The sequence below is a fragment of the Xanthomonas hawaiiensis genome, from assembly GCF_031834635.1.
GTDB classification, from domain to species: Bacteria; Pseudomonadota; Gammaproteobacteria; order Xanthomonadales; family Xanthomonadaceae; genus Xanthomonas_A; species Xanthomonas_A sacchari.
On the sequence record NZ_CP115873.1, the window covers coordinates 3586265 to 3611747 of the forward strand.

Genomic DNA, 25483 nt, shown 5'->3' on the forward strand with positions numbered 1-25483 from the left:
CGCGGCTGAAGCCGCTCCTAGAAGGGCAACCCCGTGTCTCCTGTGCAAGCCCTGACCACGAGTCGCTCCTTGTGGGAGGGACTTCAGTCCCGACTGCAGCCGATTCGGATGCACCGATGGTTTTGCTTATCGCCGCAGAATCACAGTGGATTCCTACACCAACGCCCTAAGCCCCCACCACCCGCTCGCGCCGCAGCACCAGCGCCCAGTCCAGCGCCAACATCAGCAGCAACGACACACCGACCAGCGGAAACAGCACTCCGCCCAGCACCAGCAGCGCGACCACGCCGCGCAGCGTGCGCCGGTCCGCCGGTAGCGGCGGCACCCCGAGCCCGCCCCGCGGACGCCGCTTCCACCACATCACCGCGGCGCTCACGCACAGCAGCATGATGCCCAGGCAGGCCACGATCAGCACGAGCTGGTTGAGCGCACCGTACTCCTGACCCAGGTGCACGTTGATGCCCCACTCCAGCGTCTTGGCCAGCGGACCGTAGTCGGCATAGCGCATGTCCAGCAACGCCTGACCGCTGTACTGATCCAGGTGGATCACCCGTTGCTGCGCCAGGTCCGGCGGATACACCGAGGCGGTATAGACCCCGCGTGCGCCGCGCGGCAGCGCCACGCTGTAGCCGGGCGCGATGCCGCGCGCCTGGAACCGCGCCACCGCCGCATCCAGGCCGATCGCGCCGACCACCGGCGCCGCATCCGCCATGCCGGCCATGCCGCCGTGGTCTCCGTGGTCTCCGTGGTCTCCGTGACCACCGTGCGCCACGTGCATGTCCGCGGCCGGCGGCGACGACTGCGGCAGGCGCGCCTGGCGCAGCGACCACGCCGGCACTTCGCTGTCGCTCAGCCGCTGCGTCGACATCGGCACATCCACCCGCACCCCCGACGGATAACCGTAGTGGTGGCCATTGGCCAGGCGATTGACCTGCGCGCCCCAGAAACACGACCACGGCATCCCGGTCAGCGCCAGGAACAGCAGGGCCACGCCGACCACGCTGCCGGTCAGCGCGTGCAGGTCGCGCCAGAACACGCGCTGCGGCGGCCGTCCGCGCACCGTGGCCACGCCGCCACGGCGCCCGCGCGGCCACCACAGGTACACGCCGGTCAGCACCAGCAGAATCGCCCAGCCGGCCGCCACCTCGATCAGCGCGTTGGCGAACCAGCCGACGTAGTCGAGGCTGTGCAGGCGGCGGATCGTCCAGGCCACGGTGCCGTGTTCGGGCAACTGGCCCAGCACCCGCGCCCGGTACGGATCCACGTACACCACGGCGTGACGGCCATCGGCGGTGGCGATGGTCACTTCCGCCGAGGCATCGCGCCGCGGCGGCGTGGTGTAGCGCAGCGCCTGGCCCGGTTGCGCGGCCAGCGCCGCATCCAGCAACCGCTGCGGCGCCAGCGCCTGCGCATGCGCCGGTACCGGTACGGTCTTCAGCGCGCGGTGGAAGTAGCGGTCGATCGGCTGCTGGTAGACGAAGGCCGCGCCGGTCAGCGCCAGCCACACCAGCAGCGGCAGCACCAGCAGGCCGGCATAGAAATGCCAGCGCCAGACTGCGCGGTAGAAGCGGGCTGGCGCCGCGTCGGCGGAGAGGGCGCGCGCAGCCATCACCAACCCCAGCTCAGCGTGGCGTACAGCGCGCGGCCGTCGCCGGGCGAGTAGCCCGAGGATCCGCTGTCGTACCAAGCGTAGACGTAGTGCCGATCGGTCAGGTTCTTCAATTGCAACGACACCTCGCGCTGCGCGCGCCAGCGCCAGGTCGCGCCGAGATTGGCCAGCGCATAGCCCCCGTAGCGACCCAGTGTGTTGGTGCGCTCCACGTAGTAGTCGCCCTGCGCATTGCCCCAGGCCGACAGCGTCAGCCTGGGCGTGGCCTGCCAGTCGATCCCCGCCGTCGCAAGGTAATGCGGCACGTTCTCGATCTCCTTGCCACGTGTATCAGGCGCACTCGGGTCGGGCGTGACGATCGACGCGCGTTGCCGCGAATACGCCAGCCACAGCGTCCAGCGTTCGTCCGGACGCAGGTTCAGTTGCGCATCCCAGCCGCGACGCAAGGTCTTGCCGACGTTTCCGACCTCGCCGGTGCCGACGCTGCCGTTCACGCCGAGGATGGTCGCCACCTCGTCGGAGGCGCGCTGCTCCCAGTAGGCCACGCGCGCGTCCCAGCGCTGCTGCGCGCCGGCGAACTTGAGGCCGGTCTCCCAGCCGTCGTTGTAGGACGGTGCCAGATTTCCTGCCTGGGTGCGGTAGGCGCCGTTGCCGCTGCCGATCTGGAACGTGCGGCCGATATTGGCGTACAGGCTGGACTGCGCGGTGAGCGCGTACACCGCGCTCAACTTGGGTTGGCGGATCGTGCCGTAGGCGTAGGTCGGATAGCGCGCGCCGCTGGCGAGGTCGCGGAACTGCCCGCCGACGCGGTCCACCCGATAGCCCGGCACCAGTTGCAGGCGCGCGGTCGGGCGCAGCACCGCCTGCACGTAGGCGCCTTCGGTGTGCAGATCGAAGTCCCAGTCGCGCAGCGGCGCGGTGCGCACGCGCGCCACCGTGCGGTAGCGCTGCGAGATGTTGTCCTGCCACTGCGCATCGACCCCACCCTCCAGCGCGAAAGCGTCGGCGCGGGCCAGCGCCGGACGCCAGCTGAGCCTGGCCAGCACGCCGCGCTGGCGCTCGTCGGTATCGCGCTCCTGCTGCGCACCGGCCGCGGTGAAGCGCACCCAGCGCTGATTGTCGTAGCGGTTCCAGTACGCCTTGGCGCTGCCCTGCACGGTCTCCGCCAGGCGCGCGTCCAGGTGCAGCGACACCTGCGTGGTGTGGCGCTGGCTGCGGTCGTCGCGCGCGTAGTCGGGGGAACTGCGCGGCGCACGCTGCGCGGTCGCATAGTCCAGATACCCCGCCTCCAGCGCCGTGTTGCGGTAGTCGCGCGCGCTGAGTCCGGCGCGCCAGCGCCCATCCGGATCGGTGTAGAACCACTTGCCGGAGAACGCGTGCTTGCGCGCGTCGGCGTGGTCGCGGTAGCCGTCGCTGTCGCGCCAGGCGGCGAAGTAGTTCTGGCTCCAGGCGCCGCGCTCGATGCCCTGCGTCGCCTGCACCTCACGGGTGCCGAAGCTGCCGACGGTGACGCTGGCGCGGCCGTCGTTGCCGCCGCTGCGGGTCAGCACGTCGACGCTGCCGGCGATCGCGTCCAGGCCATAGCGCGGGTCGTTGGTCCCGCGCACGATCTCGATCGCGGCGATGTCCAGCGGAAACACCGCATCCAGGTACGGCATGGCGCCGGCATTGTCGTTGCTGGGCACGCCGTCGATCAGCAGCTTGACCGCATTGACCCGGCCTTCGCCATTGAAGCCGCGGAAGGAGAAACGTCCGGCGTCGGTGCCCATCTTGAACTGGGTCACCTGCACGCCGGGCGCGCGCATCAGCAGCTCCCAGCTGTAGTCGACGTGCTGGTCCTGCAACAGGTCGCCGCCGAGGATGTCGACGGAACTGAACACGCTGCGCGCGTTGGACCCGGCGGCGAGCGGCGAGGTGGCCTGGACCTTGCCCAGGGTCAGCACGGAATCGCCGGCGCCTGGTGGCGCATCGGCGGCGAGGGCAGGCATGGCCGCTGCGAGATACACGCAGCAGCAGGCCGCCACGGGCGGCATGGCAGGAAAACGAAGCATGGCAACACTCCATCGGCACGAGGACGTGCCGCAGCGGCGCCGCGGCACGGAAACGGCAACCCGTGGATCAGGAGAACAGCGGCGGTCCGCGTGCCGGGTGTGCGCGGTGCAGGGTGGCCGTGACGACACGGCGGCGCAGCGCCGCCACCGGCGCCGGCGGACAGCGCCAGGGCAGCAGCGCCAGCAACAGCGCCACCCACGGCAGCAGCCGCGCGGCGAGCAGGCAGTAATCGCAGGCCGGCGCATGCGCCAGGCCGGCATCGTCGTGGTGGCCGCCATGCGCCGCCGCGACGGCACCCGCCAGCGCCGCCAGGCGCAGGCCGCCGCTGGTGCACAGCGCCTGGTCCTGCAGCGCGGTCGCCTCGGCCTGCGCCTGGCGCCACTGGCTGATCGGCGGCGCCAGCAGCAACAGGCCGAGCGCCAGCGCGGCGAGCGCGGCCCAGAGCGATGATGGCTGGCGGAGACGGGACATCGGCGCATTCTAGAGGCTGCGCCGGCCATTGAACCGCGTGCGATGCCATGTGCGGCGAAGTGACGCACGGACCGCGCGGCGGTGCAGGACGGCCACGTCCTGGGTCGGCAGGCCGCAGCCCGCCATGGCGGCCGCTGCCTCTGTCCGACCATGGCCGCAGCGTCGTCGTCTTGCCGCCCGCCGGGCGCCCGGCAAGGGCGTCCATCCGTGCCCGGCTGGACCATGCCGTCTGCGCAGATCGAAGACAGGCTGGCCGTTCCCATCCCGCGACGACCGCCAGGGGCGCCGTGCACGTGGCGTGTCCGACGCGCGCGGCCCTTGCATGGCGCCGCGATTGCGGCACCATCGGCCGCGGCCCCGCGGAGGATTCCGGCACGGCCGCCTGTGTTCCACCCCAGTCAGCGAGCCGCCCCATGCCCCCCATCACGATCTACCACAACCCCGCCTGCGGCACCTCGCGCAATGTGCTGGGGTTGATCCGCAACAGCGGCGTCGAGCCGACCGTGATCGAGTATCTGAAGACCCCGCCCGACCGCGCCACCCTGCAGGCGCTGGTGGTGGCCAGCGGGCTGCCGCTGCGGGAGCTGATCCGGCAGAAGGGCACGCCCTACGCCGAACTGGGACTGGACGACCCGACGCTGGGCGAGGACGCGCTGCTGGACGCCATGCTGCAGCACCCGATCCTGCTCAACCGGCCGATCGTGGTCACCCCGCTGGGTACGCGCCTGTGCCGGCCGTCGGAGACGGTGCTGGAGATCCTGCCGACGCCGCAACGCGGCGCCTTCGCCAAGGAGGACGGCACGCCGCTGGTCGACGCGCAGGGCCGCTGGGTGGGCTGATCCAGGCGACGCCGCCGGCGCAGCCGATTCGCTAAGCGCAGGTGCAGCGCACGCGAGCGCCGTGTGAACGCCGCGTCGGCATAAACCGTGACAGGTACCATAGACTGCGTGCCTTTCTGACCGAGTCGCGCTGCATGTCTCCTGTTGAACCCGCCGCCGACCCGGTGTACTGCGCGGCCAAGCCGCGCAACGAAGCGCTGCGCCTGGACGCGCTGCACAGCTACGCGATCCTGGACACCCCGCGCGAGCCGGCGTTCGACGACATCACCCGGCTGGCCGGCCTGATCTGCCAGGCGCCGATCGCGGTGGTCAACCTGATCGACAGCGAGCGCCAGTGGTTCAAGAGCGAGATCGGGCTGGGCACGCGCGAGACCCCGCTGGCGACCTCGCTGTGCGCGCACGCCCTGCTCGAGGACGACCTGCTGCTGGTGCCGGACACCCGCGAGGATCCGCGCTTCGCCTGCAACCCGCTGGTCACCGGCGACATGCGCCTGCACTTCTACGCCGGCGCGCTGCTGAAGACCTCCGACGGCCTGGCCCTGGGCACGGTGTGCGTGCTGGACCGGCGCCCGCGCCAGCTCAGCTACGAACAGATCGAAGCCCTTCGCGCGCTGGCGCGGCAGGCGATGGGTCAACTGGAACTGCGCAAGGCGCTGCATCTGGCGCAGGAATCCAACCACTACCGCAGCCGCCTGATGGCGATCGCCGGCCACGATCTCAAGACCCCGCTGCGCACCGCGTCCTATGCGTTGAGCAAGCTGCAGCGCCAGCACGACGCCGCGCTGGATGGCCCGCTGGACACCGCACGCGCGGCCCTGAACCAGGTCGCCGTCGGACTCGACCAGCTCGCCACCAACGCCGCCGCCGGCGAGCTGCGCCTGCCGGCGCTGCAGCCACTGGCCCTGGCCGACGTGCTGGCGCCGATCCTGGCCACCTGGCAGCCGCAGGCCGCGGCCAAGGGCGTGCAGCTGCGCAGCGTGCCGACCTCGCTGCGCGTGCGCAGCAGCGCGGCCCTGCTGTCCACCTTGCTCGGCAACCTGCTCGGCAATGCGGTCAAGTACACCACGCAGGGCAAGGTGCTGATCGGCTGCCGGCGCCGCGGCGACCAGGTGGCGGTGGAGATCATCGACCGCGGCATCGGCATGGACGAAGACGGCCTGCGCACACTGTTCCAGGCCTTCCGCCAGGCCGACCCGCGCAGCGACGGCCTCGGCCTGGGCCTGTGGATCGTGCGCCGCGCCGCCGAGACCCTGGGCTGCACCGTGGAAGTGCGCAGCCAGCCGGGCCAGGGCACCCGCTTCAGCGTGCTGCTGCCGGCGGCGGGCGCGGGCGCCTGAGCTGCGCTGGGTGCGGGTGCTGGCATTGGTGCTGGCACCCGCACCCTCATCCGCCCCTTCGGGGCACCTTCTCCCGAAGGGAGAAGGAAGATGTCAAGCGCAGCCGCGCAGCGTTGAGTCGCTAAGGCCCGGCAGGAACCAGTGAGGTACCAAGGTCTTCCGGCAGCATGCAGTCGGGACTGAAGTCCCTCCCACAACGCGCACGGCCGCTCAGTGTGAGGAGCCGGAGTGCAACCGCCGCGGAGATCCCGCTTTTGCGAATCCCCAATCCCGGCTTCACCCCATCACTCCTTCAACACCATATCGATGCACAACACCGCCGCCATGATCAGGATCCGCCGCGGATCCTCGGCCGGCACGCTGTCGGCGATAGACAGCATGTAGTTGTCGGCGCTGGTGAACAGTTCCTTGCCCAGCCCGGCCCACTTCTTGGACACCTGCGCCAGTTCGCGCTCGCCCTGCACGAAGCGGAAATCCCAGCTGGTCCACTTGCCGCGCAGCGTGCACACCGGCGCGCCCTGGGCATCGAGCACATCGAACTTGCCGCCGATGGAGAAGAACTTCTGGCTGAAGGAACCGACCAGCCGATCGTGCTCGTCCAGCACCTCCACCCTGGACAGGAACAGCGAGAAGCCGCGCTTCACCGTCAGTACCTTCTGCCCGTCCGGCGTCCGCACTTCCACCTGGAACGGGGTCATGCGCTTGTAGTCGGAGAACCGGAAGATCTTGGTGAACAGGCCCAGGTTCGGCTCGCGGCATTCCAGCAGCTTGCGGTTGCTGTGCGGATCGAACACGTCGTAGTTGTTGGCGGCCTTGAACATGCCGACCTGTTCCTTGACGAAGAACAGGTTGTGCTGAAGAACAGGATGCATCGGGCGTCCTTGCGTTGGGAAAGTCGACGCGCCCTGGGCGGCGGCCGCACAGCGGCGGCGCGGTGCCGGCAGGCGCCGGCACGTCCAGGGTCACGGTCTGCCGGATGGCAGAAGGGGCCGCATGATAGGGGGCGGCTCGGGCCGCGGCAACGCGCGCGGCAGGCAACCGCGCCGGTGCGGGGTCTTCATTCCAGTGCAGGCCGCAACGCCGTTGCCCTTGCTTCTTTTGCCAGACGTCTGTCCGAAGCCAATCGACGCATCAAGCACGGGGCATCGCTGTTGCCATTCCCCATTCCCGATTCCCTATTCCCGGCTTCTAGCTGGTAATGGTCTGGGTCAGATCTTCCCAACTCGGCGGCGCCGGCCAGTCCGGCTGCTGGTTGCCTTCCATCACCCGGCGCAGGTCGCGCGTGTCGATCTGCGGCGCCAGGACATGCACCAGTTCCAGCGCGTAGTCGCGCAGCACGCGGTCGCGCGGCAGCACCGCCCAGGCGATGCATTCGGGAATCTCCGGCGGCGCCGGCCATGCGCGCAGGTCGGTGTCGTTGGCGCTCACCGCCATTTCCGCCAGCAACCCCACGCCGAGTCCGGTGCGCACGTAGGTCTTGATCAGGTCGGCGTCGAGCGCGGTCAACGCGATCCGCGGCTCCAGCCCGAGGCGGCCGAAGGCGCGCTGCAGCGAGGAGCCGGCGCGCGTGGAGGATTCGTAGCTGATCAACGGCTGCGCGGCCAGTGCGGCCATGTCCGGCACCCGTTTGGGCACGTCCAGCGCATGCCCGCGCGGCACCAGCACCAGCCGCCGCCAGCGGTACAGCGGCACGGCGATGCCGGCGGCCGGCGCGGTGCCGGCGGTGCTGACGATGGCGATGTCGGCGTCGCCCTGGCTGAGCAGGTCCAGCGCCGCGCTCTCGGCGGCCTGCTGCAGGTGCACGCTGACCTGCGGATAGGCCTGCTTGATCTGCGCCACCGCCGGCGGCAGCACGAAGCGCGCCTGGGTGTGGGTGGTGGTGAGGGTCAGCTGGCCCTGGCTCTCGCGGCGCTGGTTGGCCGCGTAGGTGCGGATGTTGTTGGCTTCGGCCAGCACCGCACGGGCGCGTTCGATCACCTCGCGCCCGGCCGGGGTCACCGTCTCCAGGCTGCGGCCCTTGCGCACGAACAGCAGGAAGCCCAGTTCGTCCTCCAGTTGCTTGAGCTGCTTGGACAGCCCCGGCTGGGTGGCATGCACGCGCGCCGCCGCCAGGGTGATGTTCAGATCGGCATCGGCAATGGCGACGAGGTAGCGGAGTTGGGTCAGCGTCATCGGGACGAGGGCGAGGCGCCGCCTGGCGGGACGCTCGACTGTAGTGGAATTCGGCCTTTCACCTTATAACCGAAAGCTATCTGCGGTGGGCATGAAGTCATTTCCTGGGGCTATGAGCCGGCGCTACGGTCGTCGCTCCCGCCTGCCCCGCGTTGCGAGCCGTCCCTGTGAGCCCTGCCCCGATTGCCCTGTATCCGGACCTGCACGACCGGGCCGTGCTGGTGATCGGCGGCGGGACCGCCGCCGAGCGCCAGGTGCAGGCGCTGCTGGCCGCGGGCGCCCTGCCATGGGTGGCCGCGCCGACCCTGACCCCGGCATTGCAGGCGCTGTCCGCGCAGGGCCGGCTGGCGTGGCTACGCGGCGCCTTCGACAGCGCCTGGCTGGAGAGCGTGTGGTTCGTGATCGCGGCCAGCGAGGATCCGGCGCGCAACCGGCAGGCGCTGCAGGCCGCTGCGGCACGGCGTGTGCTGGCGCAGGCCGTGCCGGCCACGCCGGCGTCCGCCGCAGAGACCACCGAAACCGCCTCCCCCCAGGCGCTGCCGCTGCGCCCGGGCAGCGTGACCCTGGTCGGCGCCGGCCCCGGCGATCCCGGCCTGCTCACCGGCAACGCGCTGCAGGCCCTGCGCCAGGCCGACGTGGTCCTGCACGACCGCCTGGTCAGCGCGGCGATCCTGCAGTTGCTGCCGGCCGGCACCGAACGCATCGCGGTGGGCAAGTCGGCCGATGGCCACAGCGTGGCCCAGGAGCAGATCCATGCCTTGCTGCTGGAACACGCGCGGCGCGGACGCCGGGTGGTGCGGCTGAAGGGCGGCGACCCGTTCGTGTTCGGCCGCGGCGGCGAGGAACTGGAATACCTGCACGCGCACGGCGTGGCCTATGCCGTGGTGCCCGGCATCACCGCCGCGCTGGCCTGCGCCGCCTATGCCGGCATCCCGCTGACCCATCGCGACCACGCGCAATCGCTGCGCCTGGTCACCGCGCACTGCAAGGCCTCGCTGGACACCCTGGACTGGGCCGCGCTGGCGCAGGAACGGCAGACCCTGGCGGTGTACATGGGCGTGGCCGGGCTGGACACGGTGCGCACGCGTCTGCTCGCCGCCGGTCGCGCCGCCGGCACCCCCTTCGCGTTGGTGGAGAACGGCTCGCGCCCAGAGCAGCGGGTGGTGCGCGGCACCCTCGCCGACCTGCCCGACACCGCCCGCGCGCATGCGGTGCGCGCGCCGGCGCTGCTGATCCTGGGCGAAGTGGCCGCGCTGGCCGACACCCTGCACTGGTTCGGCGCCGCGCCGCTGGGCACAGTGCCCTCACCTTCCCCGACGCCGGCCGTGCCTACCCTGGCCCACGCCGCCTGACCCGCACTTTCCGGAGACCCCACGCATGGCCATCTACGACAACATCCTCGACACCATCGGCCACACCCCGATCGTCAAGCTGCACCGCCTGGCGCCGGCGCACGTGGACCTGTACGTCAAGGTCGAGGCGTTCAATCCCGGCGGCTCGGTCAAGGACCGCCTGGCGCTGGCGATCGTGCTCGACGCCGAGGCGCGCGGCCTGCTCAAGCCGGGCGACACCATCGTCGAAGCGACCTCCGGCAACACCGGCGTGGCCCTGGCGATGGTCGCCGCCGCGCGCGGCTACAAGTTCGTGGCGACGATGGTGGAGACCTTCTCGATCGAGCGCCGCAAGCTGATGCGCGCCTACGGCGCCAAGGTGATCCTGACCCCGGCCGCCGAACGCGGCAGCGGCATGGTGCGCAAGGCCGAGGAACTGGCCAGGCAGCACGGCTGGTTCCTGGCCCGGCAGTTCGCCAACCCGGCCAACCCGGCCTATCACCGCAGCACCACCGCCGCGGAGATCCTGCGCGATTTCGCCGGCCGCCGGCTCGACCATTTCGTCAGCGGCTGGGGCACCGGCGGCACCCTCACCGGCGTCGGCGAAGTGCTGCGGCTGGCCCGCCCGGACGTGCACATCACCGCCACCGAGCCGGCCGGCGCGGCCCTGCTGCAGGGCCAGGAGTGGAAGCCGCACAAGATCCAGGGCTGGACCCCGGACTTCGTGCCCGAGGTGCTCAACCGTGAGGTCTACGACGAGGTGCTGAGCGTGGAGGACACCGACGCCATCACCGTGTCGCGCCGCCTCGCCGCCGAGGAAGGCATCTTCACCGGCATCTCCGGCGGCGGCACCGTGGCCACCGCGCTGCGCGTGGCCGAGACCGCCGCGCCCGGCGCGGTGATCCTGGCGATGCTGCCCGATACCGGCGAGCGCTATTTCTCCACGCCGCTGTTCGCCGACATCAACGAAGGCAGCGACGACGACTGGCTGGCCGGCCTGCCGTAACCGCGCAGCGACAGACAGGCGCACTGGCGATGCCGCCCCGGCAGGGCGTCGCTACTGTGCGTGCGGATCGAAGTACGCCGTCCACGATACGGGCGCGGCATGCAGGCTGGCCGCGTGCTGGAACGCCGCCATGGCCTCGGCCTCCCGACCCGCGTTGAGCAAGGCCACGCCGAGATTGAAGTAGGTAGTGCGATCGTCGGACTGCAGGCGCACGGCGCGGCGCAGTGCCGCCACTGCGCGCCGGGAGTGCCCGCGATCGCACAGCACCGCGCCCAAGCAGGTGAGTGGGTGTGGATCGGCGGGTGCCGCCCCGGCCGCGGCGCGCAGCAGCGCCTCGGCCTCGGCCAGCAGCGCGTCGGCACGCTGCGGCTCGCGGACCGCCGCCATGGCCAATGCCTTCGCCTGCGCGAGGCGGTCATCGGGCACGGACGCGCTCATGCCGGCGCACCGCAGGCCGGCGTCCCGCCTGCGCCGCACGTCAGCGGCAGGACGACGACTCCGCTGCGCAGCAGGACGACGTGGCATGCACCGGACTGCACATCCGCGTACCCAAGCCTCAGCCCGGCAGCGGCGCGCCCAGCGCCGGCGGCTGCGGCGCGGTCAGGCGCTCCACCAGCAACCGCTCGATCGCGTCCACATCGACCTCGCGCACCACCTGCTGCGCCTGTTCGCCCAGGCCCGGCTGGTAGCCCGGCGCCCACGACAGGATGTCGCCATAGCCGGCGCCGAACTCGGTGTTGGTGTCCACGTACAGGGTCTCGCTGACCGTGGCCAGCTCCGGGCGCAGCCACAGCGCGGTGGCCAGCTCGTCCCACATCGGGAAGCCGGGTTCGCGCCGGCGCAGCGCATGGCCGATCGGCGTATCGGCCGCGCTCATCCGCGCCAGTAGCTGCGGGGTCAGCTCGGTGGCGGTGGACGGATCCACCGGCACCATCACCATGCGCCGCCACGGCGCGCGCATCACGATGCTGGCCGCTTCCGGATCCCAGCGGATGTTGAATTCGCGCCGCGGCGAATTGACGAACTCGCGCGCGAACTGCGCCGCCGAGACGCTGTCGCGGCGCTGCCGCGGATTGAGGCTGCCGCCCATGTAGACCAGCTCCTTGGCCAGCGCCGCGAACTCGGGGTCCAGCCGCTGCGCCAAGGCCAGGTTGGTCAGCGGCCCGGTGGCGACGATGCTGACCTCGCCGGGGAACTCGCGCACCTTGCGGATCATGAACAAGGCGGCCGGCTCGCTGGCCGCCTGCACCACGGTGGGATTGCCCAGCGGCAGGTCAGGGACCACGTCGTGCGCGTGGTAGCGCGGCGCGCTCTGCACCGTGTCGTGCTCGACCCATTGCCGGGTCCAGGCGCCCTTCCACAGCAGCTTGCCGTACAGCGCTTCCCAGCGCTCGGTGGCCAGTTCGCTGTTGAGCAGCGGGAACACCGGGCCGGGCAGCACCGGCACCTCGCCGCGCCCGGCGATTTCCAGCAGCCGGCGCGTATGCGCCAGCGCCTCGTCGCGCCAGATGTTGCCGCTGACCACCGAGATGCCGAGCACCTCGACGTCGGGCGATTGCAGCAACAGCAACTGCGCAGGGGTGAAGCCGTCGATGTCGTCCTCGAGGATGACCCGGCGGCGCGGGGCGGTGGGGGTGCTGGCGGTAGCGATCGGCATGAGGCGGGACAGTGGGTGGCGAAATGGGAGACAAGGCGCGATCGGCGTGTCGGGCGCGATCGACGTGGAACGAGGCGACACGTCGAGACGCAAGCGCCGGCGACGTACCGCGTGGGCGCTAGGGTAATCGGGTTTGCGCGCACTGCCACGCGGGGCGAGGCGCCGCCGGGCGCCGTCGGCTCGCGCCCGTGCCTATCCGTGACGCGCTAGCGCGCGTGCGCCGAGGGCAGCGGCGTAAACTTGCGTGGCCGTAACCGAACCAGGGAAGGACTGATGCACGAACGAACCGACCGCACCGAGCAACCGCCTGCGCGCGCACAGGCGCGCGTGCCGTTGCTGGTCCGCACGACCTCGCCGGCGCACTTCCTGCTGGCGCTGCTGCTCGGCGCCAGCCTGCAGCACGCCCTGCCGCTACCGCTGCCGCAGGGCGCCGCGCTGGCCTGGCTGCAACTGGGGGGCGGCGTGGTCGCGCTCGCCGGCCTGCTGCTGGCGTGCTGGTGCTTCGTGCTGTTCGCACGCGACCGCACCACCCTGCTGCCCGAGCGCGCGCCCTCGCACCTGGTCTGCCATGGTCCCTACCGGCTGACCCGCAACCCGATGTACGTCAGCCTGACCCTGAGCTACCTCGGCCTGAGCGTGCAGATCGGCTGGCCGTGGTCGGCGCTGTTGCTGCCCTTGCCGTTGCTGGCCTTGCAGTGGGTGGTGATCCCCTACGAGGAAGCGCGCCTGCGCGAGCGCTTCGGCAGCGCCTATGCGCGCTATTGCGCGCAGGTCGCGCGCTGGCTGTAGCCACCGGCCCGGCCGGCGCGCCTCAGCGTGCCAGCCACCAGGCCGCCGCCGCGGCCAGCAGCAGTGCCAGCAGCGCCCAGCGCCAGCGTCCGCCGCGGTCGCCGGCGACCACGGTCGACGCGGTGCCCAGCGTGGGCGACGCGCGCAGATGCCGCTGCACCATTTCCAGCGCCTCGCGCAGCGACATGTCCGGATACTGATCGAACACCAGCTTGGCGGCCTTGCGCCGCTCGCCGCGACGCAACGCCAGTTCCGCTGCCGGCGGCAGGCGCCGTTCCTCGGTCGGCGTGCATGCCTGGGATGACGTCGCCGGCGTCGCCCCCGCTCCGGCAGCGGACGCGTGGCGGTCGAGCAACTCCGTCACCGAGCGCGCCGCGCCGGCCAGCAGCCAGGCATCGACCTGCTCCTTGGCACTGCGCAGGTCCATGCCGCTGTGCCCGCGCAGCAGCTTGATCGCCTTGACGATCTGGCCCTGCGCGAGGGCTTCGGCAACCTGTGGCGGCGGCGGGTTCGGGGTCATGTCGCAGGTGCTGAGATGGGGGCGCGTCAGTCTTGCCGCTGGCCGGTTAAGCGACCGTGGCAGCGCGCGGCGGCGGTGGCGACACCCTCACGCATCCATCATTCGGCTCCCCTAAAGATCGGCGCATGAAGATCGAAATCTGGCAAGGCGACATCACCCAGCTCGACGTGGACGCGATCGTCAACGCCGCCAACGAGTCCCTGCTCGGCGGCGGTGGTGTGGACGGCGCCATCCACCGTGCCGCCGGCCCGGAACTGCTGGAAGAATGCCGGCGCCTGCCGGAACTCAAGCCGGGCGTGCGCTGCCCGGTCGGCGAGGTGCGCGCCACCGCGGGCTATCGGCTCAAGGCGCGGCAGGTGCTGCATACCGTCGGGCCGGTGTGGCGCGATGGCGCCCACAACGAACCGGCCCTGCTCGCCAACTGCTACTGGCGCACGCTGCGCCTGGCCGAGCAGATGGGCCTGCACTCGGTGGCGTTCCCGGCGATCAGCTGCGGCGTCTACGGCTACCCGCTGCACCAGGCCGCGCGCATCGCGGTCGCCGAAACCGACGCCTGGCAGCGCGCGCACGCAGTGCCGAAGCGGATCATCCTGGTGGCCTACAACGACGCCACCGCCAAGGCGTATCGGCAGGCGCTGCGCGACGCGCAGTGCGCCACCGCGGCCTGAGCAATCGACGTCTGGCGGAGCCACGCCAGACGTCGGCACCTGCCCCACGCCGGGCTTGCACTGCCCCGATCTCAGGCATCCGTTGACCGACTGACGTTGCGAGGTCTTGCAGTGTCAGTGTTTCCCCGACACCGTGTCGGGGGACGCCGCAAAGAGTGATTGCGCGCTCAGATTTGCTCAGATTGACTCACGGCGGGACGGCTACAGTGCGCGAGCCTCAATCCTAACGCCGCCTTAACATCATGACGATCTCCTGCCGCCCGCGCCCAAGCACGCTGGCGAATGCGCTGTTTGCGCTCCCGTGGGCCGCCGGCCTGGCCTTGACCCTGACCTGCGCGACGGCACTTGCCCAGGAGGCCGCCCCGGCCGCCGGCACCACCACCGACGCGGCGGCGCCGATCGCGGTCCAGGCGATCCGGGTGACCGGGGTCGGCGCGCATCCGCGCGAGCGGATCGACCCGGCGCGGCTGCAGGCGCTGGCCGATGCCCGCCTGCGCGCGCTCGGCGGCGGCACCCTGCCGGCCCAGCTCAGCTTCGCACAACTGCAGCAGATCGCCGACACGCTGACCCAGGCCTATCGCGACGCCGGCTTCCTGGTCGCCCGCGCGTATCTGCCGGTGCAGACCCTGGGGCCGGACCAGGTGGTCGAGATCCGCGTGGTCGAAGGCCGGGTCGGCAAGATCACCGTCGAGGGCGCGCGCCGCTACGACGACCGCCTGATCGCCAGCCCTGCCCTGGCCCTGCAGGGCCAGATCCTGCGCCAGCAGGACCTGCAGTCGGCGCTGCTGTATGCCCGCGACCTGCCGGGCGTCTCCGCGACTTCCGTGCTCAAGCCCGGCGCCAACCCCGGCGAGACCGACGTGGTGATCCAGGCGCGCGAGGAGCGACCGCTGCAGGTCAGCGTCGGCGCCAGCAACTACGGCACCCCGAGCATCGGCCGCTACCGCGCCCAGGTCGGCGTGGACTGGAACAACCCGCTGGGCCTGGGCGACCACCTGTCCGCCAGCTACGCCTATGCGCTGGATCCGGCCAACACCTGGCAGGGCAGCCTCGCCTACCAGGTGCCGATCGCCGGCGTCGACGGCCTCAGCGCCAGCGCGTCGTACACGCGCAGCGTGGTCAACCTCGACAACGGCGCGTTCGCCGCGCTCGACATCCAGGGTCCGACCCAGCAGAGCGCGCTGGGCCTGGACTGGAAGTTCGTCAATTCCGACGCCTGGCGCGTGCAGAGCTGGCTGCACCTGGTCAAGGAAAGCTCGCGCCTGCAGGGTCTGGGCGTGCTGTTGTCCAAGCAGAAGTTCGACGTGGCCGAGCTCGGCACCAGCGTGCGCCACGACGACCGCCGGCTTCACGCCATCGACCTGCTGCAGCTCAGCGTGCGCGGCGCGCTCGACGACGATTCGCCGCAGACCGACTACCTGTATGCGCGCCACGACCGCCACTTCACCGTCGCGCGCCTGAGCTACACCCGGCTGCAGGGGCTGACCGCCACGCAGCGTCTGCAACTGCGCGTCAACGGCCAGTACAGCGACGACACCCTGACCCCGCTGGAACAGTTCTCGCTGGGCGGACCGACCAGTGTGCGCGCCTTCCCGCTCGGCGCCGCGCTCGGCGACCGCGGCTTCGACTCCGGCCTGGAGTACCAGGTGGACGCACCGGGCTTCGCCAGCGCCGCCTCGCCGTTCGGCGGCCGCGCCTGGGGCCAGCTGCTGACCGCCAGCGTGTTCTACGACTACGGCCGGGTCTACCCGAACGGGGCCAACCGCGCGGTCTACGACAGCGTCACCACCTTCGAGGGTGCCGGTGTCGGCCTCAGCTTCCGGCTGCCCGACTGGCACGGGCTCTCGTTCGATCTGGCCGCGGCCAAGCCCACCGGCACCACCAAGCCGGGCGACGGCAAGGATGTGCGCTACTGGGCCCGCTTCGGCCTGACCTTCTGACCTGGGGATCTCCATGAACCGCATCTACCGCCTCGTCTTCAACCGCCACCTCGGCGTGCTCCAGGTCGCCTCCGAAGTCGCTACCGGCCACGCCGGCGCAACCGGCACCGGCGCGGCGCGCCTGGCCGCGCCGCTGCTGCCCTTCGCCCTGGCCTGCGCGCTGGCCGCACCGGCCTACGCCAGCGGCGTGCCGTCGCTGTCCAGCGCCACCGGCGCCACCGTGTCGCAGAACGGCGCCACGCTGCAGATCGACCAGAACGCCGCCAAGGCCGTGCTGAACTGGAACAGCTTCAACGTCGGCAAGGACGCCAGCGTGGTGTTCGTGCAGCCATCCAGCTCGGCGGTGGCGCTCAACCTGATCGACGCCAGCCGCGGCGCCAGCGTCATCGACGGCAGCCTGCGCGCCAACGGCAACGTGTTCCTGATCAACTCCGCCGGCCTCCTGTTCGGCAACCACGCGCAGGTGAACGTCGGCGGCCTGGTCGCCAGCTCGCTGGGCCTGGCCGGGGACGATGACAACGGCTACCTGCTCGCCCGCGGCGCGCATGGCGCCGCCAGCGTGGTCAACCAGGGCAGCATCCACGCCGGCAACGGCGGCTCGGTGAACCTGGTCGGCAACCATGTCGACAACCGCGGCAGCATCACCGCCGACGGCGGCGCCATCCGTCTGCTCTCGGCCGACCAGGTCAAGGTGACCATGGACGCGGCCGGCGCGATCGGCATGCAACTGGTCGCGGCCGCCAGCCAGTCGGTGGACGGCGCCGCGGCGGTGGAGAACAGCGGCAGCCTGCGCGCCAACGGCGGGCAGATCCTGCTGCAGGCCGGCAGCACCGGGCTGTCGCAGTTGCTGGTCAACAACACCGGCACGCTCGAAGCCACCGGCGTGGACACTTCCGGCGGCAGCGTGCGCCTGGTCGGCAGCGGCGGCGACGTGGCCAGCAGCGGCCGCATCGATGTCTCCGGCAGCCACGGCGGCAGCGTGCAGGTGCTGACCGATGGCGCGGTGCACGTCGATGGCCGCATCGATGCCAGCGGCACCGCGGCCGGCGGCAGCATCCGCATCGGCGGCGGCTACCAGGGCGGCGAACAACTGCAACACGCCAGCGCGGCCACCGTCGCCAGCGGCGCGACGCTCGACGCCAGCGCGACCGGCCAGGGCAATGGCGGCTCGATCGTGGTCTGGTCCGATGGCCACACCGCGGTGCACGGCGCGCTGCGCGCCGACGCGGCCGGCAGCGGCAACGGCGGCCTGCTCGAAACCAGCGGCCACACCGTCGACTTTTCCGGCATTGCCGTCGGCGCCAAGGCCGCCGGCCCCGGCAGCGCCGGCACCTGGCTGGTCGACCCGGAAGACCTGACCGTGGACAGCGCGGCCGCGAGCACCATCAACAGCACGTTGAATGGCGGCACCAACGTCACCCTGCTCACCAGCCTCATCACCGCCAGCGGCCCGGGCACCGTGAGCACCGGCAGCGGCGACATCAACGTGAACGCGGCGCTCACCTGGAGCGGCAACTCCACGTTGACCCTGGACGCGTACCACAGCATCTACCTCAATGCGCCGGTCACCGCGACCGGCGCCAGCGCCGGGCTGGTGCTGAACTACGGCGGCTACACCGAAAACGGCAGCGTCGGCGGCACGGGCGACTACTACGTCAACACGCCGGTCTCGATCGGCGGCGCGCAGGCCAGCCTGGCGATCAACGGACAGGCCTACAGGCTGATCCACTCGCTGGCCGACGCGGCCATCTATTTCAACAGCCCCGGTTCCTATGCGCTGGCCCAGGACATCGACCTGGCCGGCGTCACCCGCAGCAGCGCGCTGGTGTCCTCCTTCCAGAGCAAGCTGGCGGGCCTGGGCCACAGCATCAACAACCTGACGATCTCCGGCGCCAGCGGCTATGTCGGCCTGTTCGGCACCACCAGCAGCAACAGCCTCGTCCGCGATGTGCACCTGGGCAACGTCTCCATCTCCGGCGGCTATTACGTCGGCGGCCTGGTCGGCTACGGCCAGGGCACGATCAAGAACGTCACTGTCGACGGCAGCGTGACCGGCACCTCCGGCGGCGTCGGCGGATTGGCCGGCTACAACCTGGGCCTGATCGACAACGGCGTGTTCAACGGCACCGTCAATGGACAGTCCGCGGTCGGCGGCCTGGTCGGCAACAACGTCGGCGCCACGATCCGCAATTCCCACAGCACCGGCAGTGTGACCGGCAGTTCCAGCAACACGGGCGGCCTGGTCGGCTACAACGACGGCGGCACCCTCACCAACACGTATTCCACCGGCACCGTGAGCGGCACCAGCGATGTCGGCGGCCTGGTCGGAACGAACCAGAACGCCGGCACGATCAAGAACAGCTATGCCAGCGGCAGCGTGATCGGCACCAGTTCCATTGTCGGTGGGCTGGTCGGCATGAACTACCAGAGCACCATCGCCAACACCTACGCGACCGGCAGCGTCACCGCGCCCACCTCGGTGGGCGGGCTGGTGGGCGTCAACAATCCGGGCGGCGCGGCCGTCACCTCCGCCAGCGTCAGCAACAGCTACGCCACTGGCGCGGTCAGCGGCACCAACAATGTCGGTGGGTTGATCGGCGCCAATACGGGCAGCGTCAGCAATGCGTCCTGGGACGTCGGCAGTACCGGCCAGGCCAATGCCATCGGCAGCGCCGGCGGCAGCGTCACCAACCTGACCAGCTTCGGCAGCGGCAACCGCTACAACCACAGCAGCTACGGCAATCTCGGCACCTGGTCGCTGCTCGCCGGTACCAGCAACGTCTACGTCGCCAGCGATGGCGTCGGCAGCCCGGCCTGGATCATGATCGAGGGGCAGACGCGCCCGTTCCTGGCCAGCGAGTACAGCACCACCATCGCCAACGCGCACCAGTTGCAGTTGATGGCGTACAACCTGGCGGCCAACTACAGCCTGTCCGCCGACATCGATGCGAGCCAGACCGCCGGCAGCAATGCCAGCGGCATGTGGAGCAGCGCCGGCTTCAGCCCGGTCGGCGACAGCAACAGCGCCTTCACCGGCAGCCTCAACGGCGCGAACCACACGATCTCCGGGTTGACCATCGCCCGCGGCAGCGCGTCCTATGTCGGCCTGTTCGGCAATACCGGCACGGCCAGCCGGATCGGCAATCTGGCCCTGACCGGCGCCACCGTCGTGGGTACCGCCTACGTGGGCGGGGTCGTCGGCTTCAATGCCGGCACCCTCAGCGGCATCAGCGTCAACGGCACCATGAGCGGTACCGGCAACTTCGTCGGTGGCCTCACCGGCTACAACAATGCCGGGACGATCGCCGGCGTGCAGACCAGCGGCAGCGTGATCGGCAGCGGCGGCCCCTACAGCGGCAACTATGTCGGCGGGCTGATCGGCAGCAACACCAACGGCACGATCGGCGCCTCGTCCTCGTCGAGCACGGTGTCCGGCGGCAGCAGCGTCGGCGGCTTGGTCGGCAACGACTACCAGGGGACCTATACCGGTGCCTTCGCCACCGGCAACGTCAGCAGCACCAGCACCACCACCGGCAACAACGTCGGCGGGCTGATCGGCAATGCCATCCAGAGCACGCTGCAGAACGTCCACGCCACCGGCAACGTCACCGCGACCACCTCGAGCGCCGGCGGCCTGGTCGGCATGGCCGGTGCCGGCACCATCCAGAACGCGTATGCCAGCGGCAACGTGTCGGGAACCCGCAGCGTCGGTGGCCTGGTCGGACGCAGTTCCGCCACGATCGCTACGGCCTATGCGTCCGGCACGGTGAATGGCAGTTCTTCCGAGATCGGCGGGCTGATCGGTACCCTGGACCACGGCAGCCTCGCGTCGACCCATGCCACCGGCACCGTCTCCGGCGGCAGCTTCGTCGGCGGACTGGTCGGCTACAGCGACACCGGCAGCGTGAGCGCGTCCTACGCCACCGGCGCCGTGTCCGGGACCAACTACCTCGGCGGGCTGATGGGCTACAACGACGGCGGCGCCATCGGCAATGCCTACGCCACCGGCAACGTCTCCGGCAGCATGTATGTCGCCGGGCTGGCCGGCTACAACGACAACGGCACCATCGCCAACACCTACGCCAGCGGCGATGCCACCGGCACGGCGTATGTCGGCGGGCTGGTGGGCGTCAACTACAACAACACCGTGCGCAACTCCTACGCCACCGGCAACGTCTCCGGTACTAGCGCGGTCGGCGGCCTGGTCGGCTCCAATTCCAACGGCAATATCGTCGCCAGCTTCTTCGCCACCGACATCGGTGGGAATCCGCGGAACGTGGGCCTGAACACGGTCGGCAACAGCGGCGGCAGCATCGATGCGATCAGCGGCGGCCGGTCCTGGAGCGCGCTGAACACGCTCTCCACCTTCACCGATGCCGGCTGGGCGATCGACGACCGCGGCGGCACCGGCCTGACCTGGCGCCTGTACGAACACATGGGCACGCCGCTGCTGCGCAGCTTCCTGACCCCCTTGACGATCACCACCGCCGTCTCCGGCCTCGACAAGACCTACGACGGCAACGGCGTCAGCGGCACGCTCGCGTCCTACACGGTCGGCGGCGCCTTCGACCCCAGCCTGCTGTTCGGATCGTCGCTGCGCTACGCGACCGCAGGCAATGGCGTCGGCAGCTACACCACCGGCAACGGCATGCTGCAACTCGGTGGCCTGGCGTCCTCGCAGCAGGGCTACGACATCGGCTACGTGGTCTCCGGCGGCATCGCCATCACCCCGGCGACGCTGACGGTGACGGCGACCTCGGGCTCCAAGACCTACGGCGACACCGCCAACCTCAGCGGCTACAGCGTGGCGGGCCTGTTCGGCAACGACACGGTGTCCGGTGTCGCGCTGAGCAGCACGGGCGCGGGCAGCGGTGCCGCGGTCGGCAACTACGCCATCAACGCCTCCGGCGCGACCGGCGCAGGGCTGTCCAACTACGTCGTCACCTACATCGATGGCAGCCTGCGCGTCGATCCGGCCACCTTGCGCATCGTCGCCAACGACGCCAGCAAGACCTACGGCGGCACCGCCACCCTCAACGGCTACAGCGTCGCCGGGCTGCGCAATGGCGACACCGTCTCCGGCGTGACGCTGGGCAGTGCCGGTGCCGGTGCCGGCGCCGCGGTGGGCAACTACGCCATCACCGCCTCCGGCGCGACCGGCACAGGGCTGTCCAACTACGTCGTCAGCTACGTCGATGGCAGCCTGCGCGTGGATCCGGCCACCCTGCGTATCGTCGCCAGCGACGCCAGCAAGACCTACGGCAGCGCTGCCACCCTCAGCGGCTACAGCGTCTCCGGCCTGCTCAATGGCGACACCGTCTCCGGCGTGACGCTGGGCAGTGCCGGTGCCGGCACCGGCGCCGCGGTGGGCAACTACGCCATCACCGCCTCCGGCGCGAGCGGCGCAGGGCTGTCCAACTATGTCGTCAGCTACGTCGACGGCAGCCTGCGCGTCGATCCGGCCACCCTGCGCATCGTCGCCAGCGATGCCAGCAAGACCGTCGGCAGCACCGCCACGCTGACCGGCTACCGTGTCTCCGGCCTGCTCAACGGCGACACTGTCTCCGGCGTCGCCCTGGACAGTGCCGGCGCCGGCAGCGGCGCGGCGGTCGGCAACTACGCCATCACCGCCTCCGGTGCGTCCGGTGCAGGGCTGTCCAACTACGCCATCACCTACGTCGATGGCCTGTTGAACGTGGTCGCCGGTAGTGGCGATGGCGGCGGGAACGGCATCCAGTTGCCCACCACGACCGTGCAGACCATCAACACCGCGGTCGCCGCCGCCACGGTGACCAGCGATGCCGGCAGCACGACCGGGACAAGTCCGCAAAAGGCCGACGAAACGGCCCGGGAGCTGGCCGCCGCGGCACGCACCGGCAGCAGCGGCAAGGTGACGGCCGCCACCGACTCGATCCTGATCGTCGACGGCGGCATCCGCGCCCCGGCGGTCGCGTGCAGCCCGGGCGCGTCCGACGCCTCCGCGGACAGCTGCATCATCCGGCAGTAACCGGGGCTGCGCTGACGACACCGCGCAGCGGTGTCGTCGGGTCGCGGCGCCGCTTTCGTCACGGCGCTCGCCGGCGAACCAGGCCGCACCACGCGCGCCCTGCCATGCGGCCCGGCGCAGCCGCGCCCAATCGTCTTCACTGCGGGCGCAGACTGCGCATCCAGAGCGCGCCTCCGCACACGGTCAGGCATCGGCCCGCGGTGGCAACCGCGGCAACACGTGCTGTGCATCCGGGCGACGCGGCAGCAGCAACACGAAGCAGACCGATGCGTCGGGCGCCTGCGTGGCCAGCTGCACCGAGCCGCCAAGCCGCTCCGCGATCCGCCGGACCAGATACAGGCCGAGTCCCGCGCCCGGCGCATCCTGCGCGTTCTCGCCGCGGTAGTACTTCTGGAACAGCCGCGCCTGTTCCGCGGGCGCAATGCCTTCGCCGGGGTTGGCGACCTCCAGCCGCAGGCCTTCGCCAGTGCTGCGCACGCGCACGCGGATGGCCATGTCCTCGGGGCAATGGCGGTCGGCATTGGCGATCAGATTGCGCAATGCCACGCGCAACAACCCCGCATCGGTGAGCAGGCCGTCGTCGTCGGCGAGGATCTCGCAGACCACGCGCTGCGGCGGAAAATCCCGGCACAACTCCTCCAGCAGCGTGCGCAGCGCACACGGCCGCAGCCGCAGTTCCGATGCCGCCTCGCCCATGCGGTCGTCGGCGAGATACTCGTCCACCAGCGCCAGCAGCCGTTGCGCGGCATCGCGGATGTTGCCGCAACGCGCGCGGTTGCGTTCCGGCGGCGCATCCAGCTTGCGCGCCAGTTGCTGCGCCGAGGTCATGATCACCGCCAGTGGCGTGCGGAACTCGTGCGACACCATCGCCACGAAATCGCGTTGGTCCTGCGCGACCTTGCGCTCGGTCTGCAGCAAGGCGCGCAAGTCGTCCTCCAGCGCCTGCCGCCGGTTGATCTCGTTGCGCAACTCGGCGGTGCGCAGCGTCACTTCCTGCTCCAGCGCCAGGCCGTGCCTGCGCGCCAGCTTCACCGCGGCATCGGCATGCCGGCGTTCGCGCAGCCGGCGCTGCCGCTCGTAACGGCCGATGAGGAACACGCTCAGCAGCGTCATGTGCAGCATGGTGCCGAACGTGGTGGCGTACTGGGTCCAGGCATTGACCGGGACGAAGCCGAGGTTGCGCAGGAACCCCAGCATCACCCCGAGGTAGAACGGAAAGAACGCGAGCACGAAGAACCGCGCGGGCCGATAGCGGCGCCACAGCAGGTGCAGCCCCAGCCCCGCCAGCAGCAGGATCTCCAGCAGGCCCAGCGCCTGCACCGGTTGCATGCCCCAGGCGTAGTGGCCGGCGAGCACGGCCGCCGCGCCGGCAAGCGCGACCGCCCACAGCGCGCACGTGCCCCAGCGCACCAGTTGCGGATGAAAGGCGCGCAGGTTCAGTTGCCGGCAGGCGACCTGGAATCCCACCGGCAGACTGCAGGCGATGCCGATGCCCAGCAGCGTGTCGCTCCACGCCATCGGCATGCCGGTGACCTGCTGTACCAGGCCGATCGACAACGCCTCGTTGAGCACGCAGCCGCCAAGGTAGGCCACGAACAGGCCGCTCATGCGCGCGCGCGTGGCGAGCCAGAACAGCACGTGCAGGCACAGCAGCAGCAGGTAGAAGCCGAAATACAGGCCGAACTGCAGTCCTTCGCGCCGCGACCGGTTGTCGAACGGCAGCCGTTGCCACACGTCCAGACGGGTGACCAGCGCGTTCTTGCTGCGCAACCGCAGCAGCACCTCGTAATCGCCCGCATGCGTTGGCGCGAACTGGAAGACCGGGCTGCGGTAGTCCACCGGCCAGTCGCGTCGCGGCAGGCGCTCGCCGCTCTCCCCGAGCGCGCGCCAGGCGCCGCCGGCGGGACGCACATAGGCCCGCACGTCATCGAGCAAGGCATTGCTCAATCGCACCATCCAACCGCCCGGCGGTACACTTTCGACATGAACAGGCAGACGCAGCCACACGGCACCGTCGGCGAATCCCGCGTTGAGGCCGGCGGGCAGCCGCGTCCAGCCGCGCGCCGCGGCGGCCTGCGTGGCGTCGAGTCGGCCCTGCGGATCGTCCAGGCGCTGCAGGTATCCGCTCGCATCGTGGTGCGCGGCGGTCAGCGGCAGCGCCGCGGCCGGGGATGGCGCCGGCTCGGCGGCCACGCACACGCCCATTGCCGCCACGAGCCATGCGCACACCCGCCAGCGCCACCATTGCGCCATCATTCGCCATACCGCACCGTTGCCAGCCGATGACGTTACAGCAAACCGCACTGCGCGAGGACGCGCCGCCATGTCCGAAGTGATCCTGCTCGAGGACGAACCGGTGCTGTGCGAGGAACTCGGCGAGTTCCTGCAGGATCTGGGCTATACCGCCGTGTGCGTGGACAGCATCGCCGGCTTCCGGCAACGATTCGATCCGGCGCGCCACAGCATGGCCGTGATCGACGTGGGCCTTCCCGATGGCAGCGGCCTGGAGTTGATCCGCGACCTGCGCCGCGCCGGCCATCGGCTGGGCATCGTGGTGTTCAGCGCGCGCAACACCGCCAGCGATCGCATCGCCGGGCTGGAATTCGGCGCGGATCACTATCTGGGCAAGGGCATCGACCTGGACGAACTGGCTGCGACCCTGGCCGCGCTCGGCCGGCGCTTGGCGCTGCCGCCACCGGCGGCGCGCTGGGTGCTGGAATTGGCCGCTGCGCGCCTGAACGTGCCCAACGCGCCGCCGGTGCCGCTGTCGCGCCAGGATCTGCTGGTGCTGGCGTGCCTGATGCGCCATGCCGGCGAGAGCGTGGGCCACCGCGAGATCGCCGACGCGCTCGGGGTGAACTTCCTCGAGTACGACCGGCGGCGCCTGGACACGCAGATGTACCGCTTGCGGCGCCGCGTGGAGGAGATCAGCGGACGCCCGCTGCCGGTGAAGACCTTGCGCAACAGCGGCTATCGCTTCCACGCGCCGGCGGCGATCGCACCCTGAACGCAGCGGCGCGGCGTGCCGCGCCGACGCGCCCTGCGGCCTGCCACCGATGCGCAAGCGCCGCTGCGGGCTCCCGCA

18 protein-coding genes are annotated in these 25483 nt (G+C 70.8%); 9 read left to right on the forward strand and 9 right to left on the reverse strand.

Annotated elements, in window-relative coordinates:
- Positions 1–166: 166 nt before the first annotated feature.
- The 3 genes from PG878_RS15310 to PG878_RS15320 all read right to left on the reverse strand — a co-directional run bounded on the left by PG878_RS15310 (position 167) and on the right by PG878_RS15320 (position 4132).
- Positions 167–1609, reverse strand: a complete 1443-nt coding sequence (locus tag PG878_RS15310) for a PepSY-associated TM helix domain-containing protein (protein ID WP_209030986.1) — start codon at positions 1607–1609, stop codon at positions 167–169.
- The gene (locus PG878_RS15315; protein ID WP_209030985.1) at positions 1609–3597 is read right to left on the reverse strand and encodes a TonB-dependent receptor; all 1989 of its coding nucleotides are present in this window, start codon (positions 3595–3597) and stop codon (positions 1609–1611) included. The genes PG878_RS15310 and PG878_RS15315 overlap by 1 nt, the downstream gene beginning before the upstream one ends.
- Before the next feature lie 130 nt (positions 3598–3727).
- Positions 3728–4132 (reverse strand): DUF2946 family protein, encoded by a 405-nt coding sequence (locus tag PG878_RS15320; RefSeq protein WP_209030984.1) that lies wholly within the window; start codon positions 4130–4132, stop codon positions 3728–3730.
- A 413-nt stretch (positions 4133–4545) separates the two neighbouring features.
- On the opposite strand from PG878_RS15320, the gene arsC reads away from it, so the two are divergent.
- Together arsC and PG878_RS15330 are read left to right on the forward strand one after the other, a co-directional pair.
- Positions 4546–4971 (forward strand): arsenate reductase (glutaredoxin), encoded by a 426-nt coding sequence (arsC, locus tag PG878_RS15325; protein ID WP_209030983.1) that lies wholly within the window; start codon positions 4546–4548, stop codon positions 4969–4971.
- Between the two features lie 134 nt (positions 4972–5105).
- Complete coding sequence (locus tag PG878_RS15330) at positions 5106–6308, forward strand: GAF domain-containing sensor histidine kinase (RefSeq protein WP_209030982.1); 1203 nt, start codon at positions 5106–5108, stop codon at positions 6306–6308.
- Between the two features lie 284 nt (positions 6309–6592).
- Here the strand turns inward: PG878_RS15330 and PG878_RS15335 are convergent, their stop codons facing one another.
- Both PG878_RS15335 and PG878_RS15340 read right to left on the reverse strand, forming a co-directional pair.
- Positions 6593–7180 carry an LURP-one-related family protein gene (locus PG878_RS15335; protein ID WP_209030981.1) on the reverse strand — a complete coding sequence of 196 codons (588 nt, stop codon included), beginning with the start codon at positions 7178–7180 and terminating at the stop codon, positions 6593–6595.
- 316 nt (positions 7181–7496) lie between these two features.
- Positions 7497–8480 (reverse strand): LysR family transcriptional regulator, encoded by a 984-nt coding sequence (locus tag PG878_RS15340; protein WP_209030980.1) that lies wholly within the window; start codon positions 8478–8480, stop codon positions 7497–7499.
- A gap of 167 nt (positions 8481–8647) precedes the next feature.
- Between PG878_RS15340 and cobA the strand changes: the two genes are divergently transcribed.
- Both cobA and cysK read left to right on the forward strand, forming a co-directional pair.
- A complete protein-coding gene (gene cobA / locus PG878_RS15345) occupies positions 8648–9832 on the forward strand; it encodes a uroporphyrinogen-III C-methyltransferase (protein WP_209030979.1) in 1185 nt (394 codons plus the stop codon).
- Positions 9833–9857: 25 nt separating this feature from the next.
- Entirely contained in the window at positions 9858–10817 is a 960-nt protein-coding gene (cysK, locus tag PG878_RS15350; protein ID WP_209030978.1) for a cysteine synthase A, read from the forward strand.
- Between the two features lie 51 nt (positions 10818–10868).
- Here cysK and PG878_RS15355 read toward each other — a convergent pair whose 3' ends face one another.
- Together PG878_RS15355 and PG878_RS15360 are read right to left on the reverse strand one after the other, a co-directional pair.
- Positions 10869–11255 (reverse strand): tetratricopeptide repeat protein, encoded by a 387-nt coding sequence (locus PG878_RS15355; protein WP_209030977.1) that lies wholly within the window; start codon positions 11253–11255, stop codon positions 10869–10871.
- 118 nt (positions 11256–11373) lie between these two features.
- Positions 11374–12474, reverse strand: coding sequence for a nucleoside hydrolase (locus PG878_RS15360; RefSeq protein WP_209030976.1), 1101 nt, complete (start codon positions 12472–12474; stop codon positions 11374–11376).
- Between the two features lie 273 nt (positions 12475–12747).
- On the opposite strand from PG878_RS15360, the gene PG878_RS15365 reads away from it, so the two are divergent.
- A complete protein-coding gene (locus tag PG878_RS15365) occupies positions 12748–13263 on the forward strand; it encodes a methyltransferase family protein (protein WP_209030974.1) in 516 nt (171 codons plus the stop codon).
- Between the two features lie 22 nt (positions 13264–13285).
- On the opposite strand, the gene PG878_RS15370 is transcribed toward PG878_RS15365, so the two are convergent.
- On the reverse strand, positions 13286–13783 hold the full coding sequence (locus tag PG878_RS15370) for a hypothetical protein (RefSeq protein ID WP_209030972.1): 498 nt from the start codon (positions 13781–13783) through the stop codon (positions 13286–13288).
- A 125-nt stretch (positions 13784–13908) separates the two neighbouring features.
- On the opposite strand from PG878_RS15370, the gene PG878_RS15375 reads away from it, so the two are divergent.
- From PG878_RS15375 to PG878_RS15385, 3 genes are all read left to right on the forward strand, one after another.
- Entirely contained in the window at positions 13909–14451 is a 543-nt protein-coding gene (locus PG878_RS15375) for an O-acetyl-ADP-ribose deacetylase (RefSeq protein WP_209030970.1), read from the forward strand.
- A 242-nt stretch (positions 14452–14693) separates the two neighbouring features.
- Positions 14694–16391 (forward strand): ShlB/FhaC/HecB family hemolysin secretion/activation protein, encoded by a 1698-nt coding sequence (locus PG878_RS15380; RefSeq protein ID WP_209030969.1) that lies wholly within the window; start codon positions 14694–14696, stop codon positions 16389–16391.
- Positions 16392–16404: 13 nt separating this feature from the next.
- The gene (locus tag PG878_RS15385) at positions 16405–22398 is read left to right on the forward strand and encodes an MBG domain-containing protein (RefSeq protein ID WP_209030968.1); all 5994 of its coding nucleotides are present in this window, start codon (positions 16405–16407) and stop codon (positions 22396–22398) included.
- A gap of 183 nt (positions 22399–22581) precedes the next feature.
- On the opposite strand, the gene PG878_RS15390 is transcribed toward PG878_RS15385, so the two are convergent.
- Positions 22582–24654, reverse strand: coding sequence for a sensor histidine kinase (locus PG878_RS15390; protein ID WP_209030967.1), 2073 nt, complete (start codon positions 24652–24654; stop codon positions 22582–22584).
- Between the two features lie 67 nt (positions 24655–24721).
- On the opposite strand from PG878_RS15390, the gene PG878_RS15395 reads away from it, so the two are divergent.
- A complete protein-coding gene (locus PG878_RS15395) occupies positions 24722–25405 on the forward strand; it encodes a response regulator transcription factor (RefSeq protein ID WP_209030966.1) in 684 nt (227 codons plus the stop codon).
- Positions 25406–25483: the final 78 nt, after the last annotated feature.

What these genes read in the sequence shown, in the direction of transcription:
- PG878_RS15360 (WP_209030976.1), bottom strand. Translation starts at nt 12,474, where the DNA reads ATGCCGATCGCTACCGCCAGCACCCCCACCGCCCCGCGCCGCCGGGTC.
- PG878_RS15380 (WP_209030969.1), top strand. Translation starts at nt 14,694, where the DNA reads ATGACGATCTCCTGCCGCCCGCGCCCAAGCACGCTGGCGAATGCGCTG.
- PG878_RS15310 (WP_209030986.1), bottom strand. Translation starts at nt 1,609, where the DNA reads ATGGCTGCGCGCGCCCTCTCCGCCGACGCGGCGCCAGCCCGCTTCTAC.
- PG878_RS15390 (WP_209030967.1), bottom strand. Translation starts at nt 24,654, where the DNA reads ATGATGGCGCAATGGTGGCGCTGGCGGGTGTGCGCATGGCTCGTGGCG.
- PG878_RS15330 (WP_209030982.1), top strand. Translation starts at nt 5,106, where the DNA reads ATGTCTCCTGTTGAACCCGCCGCCGACCCGGTGTACTGCGCGGCCAAG.
- arsC (WP_209030983.1), top strand. Translation starts at nt 4,546, where the DNA reads ATGCCCCCCATCACGATCTACCACAACCCCGCCTGCGGCACCTCGCGC.
- PG878_RS15395 (WP_209030966.1), top strand. Translation starts at nt 24,722, where the DNA reads ATGTCCGAAGTGATCCTGCTCGAGGACGAACCGGTGCTGTGCGAGGAA.
- PG878_RS15320 (WP_209030984.1), bottom strand. Translation starts at nt 4,132, where the DNA reads ATGTCCCGTCTCCGCCAGCCATCATCGCTCTGGGCCGCGCTCGCCGCG.
- PG878_RS15340 (WP_209030980.1), bottom strand. Translation starts at nt 8,480, where the DNA reads ATGACGCTGACCCAACTCCGCTACCTCGTCGCCATTGCCGATGCCGAT.
- PG878_RS15385 (WP_209030968.1), top strand. Translation starts at nt 16,405, where the DNA reads ATGAACCGCATCTACCGCCTCGTCTTCAACCGCCACCTCGGCGTGCTC.
- PG878_RS15315 (WP_209030985.1), bottom strand. Translation starts at nt 3,597, where the DNA reads ATGCCTGCCCTCGCCGCCGATGCGCCACCAGGCGCCGGCGATTCCGTG.
- PG878_RS15365 (WP_209030974.1), top strand. Translation starts at nt 12,748, where the DNA reads ATGCACGAACGAACCGACCGCACCGAGCAACCGCCTGCGCGCGCACAG.
- PG878_RS15355 (WP_209030977.1), bottom strand. Translation starts at nt 11,255, where the DNA reads ATGAGCGCGTCCGTGCCCGATGACCGCCTCGCGCAGGCGAAGGCATTG.
- PG878_RS15335 (WP_209030981.1), bottom strand. Translation starts at nt 7,180, where the DNA reads ATGCATCCTGTTCTTCAGCACAACCTGTTCTTCGTCAAGGAACAGGTC.
- PG878_RS15370 (WP_209030972.1), bottom strand. Translation starts at nt 13,783, where the DNA reads ATGACCCCGAACCCGCCGCCGCCACAGGTTGCCGAAGCCCTCGCGCAG.
- PG878_RS15375 (WP_209030970.1), top strand. Translation starts at nt 13,909, where the DNA reads ATGAAGATCGAAATCTGGCAAGGCGACATCACCCAGCTCGACGTGGAC.
- cysK (WP_209030978.1), top strand. Translation starts at nt 9,858, where the DNA reads ATGGCCATCTACGACAACATCCTCGACACCATCGGCCACACCCCGATC.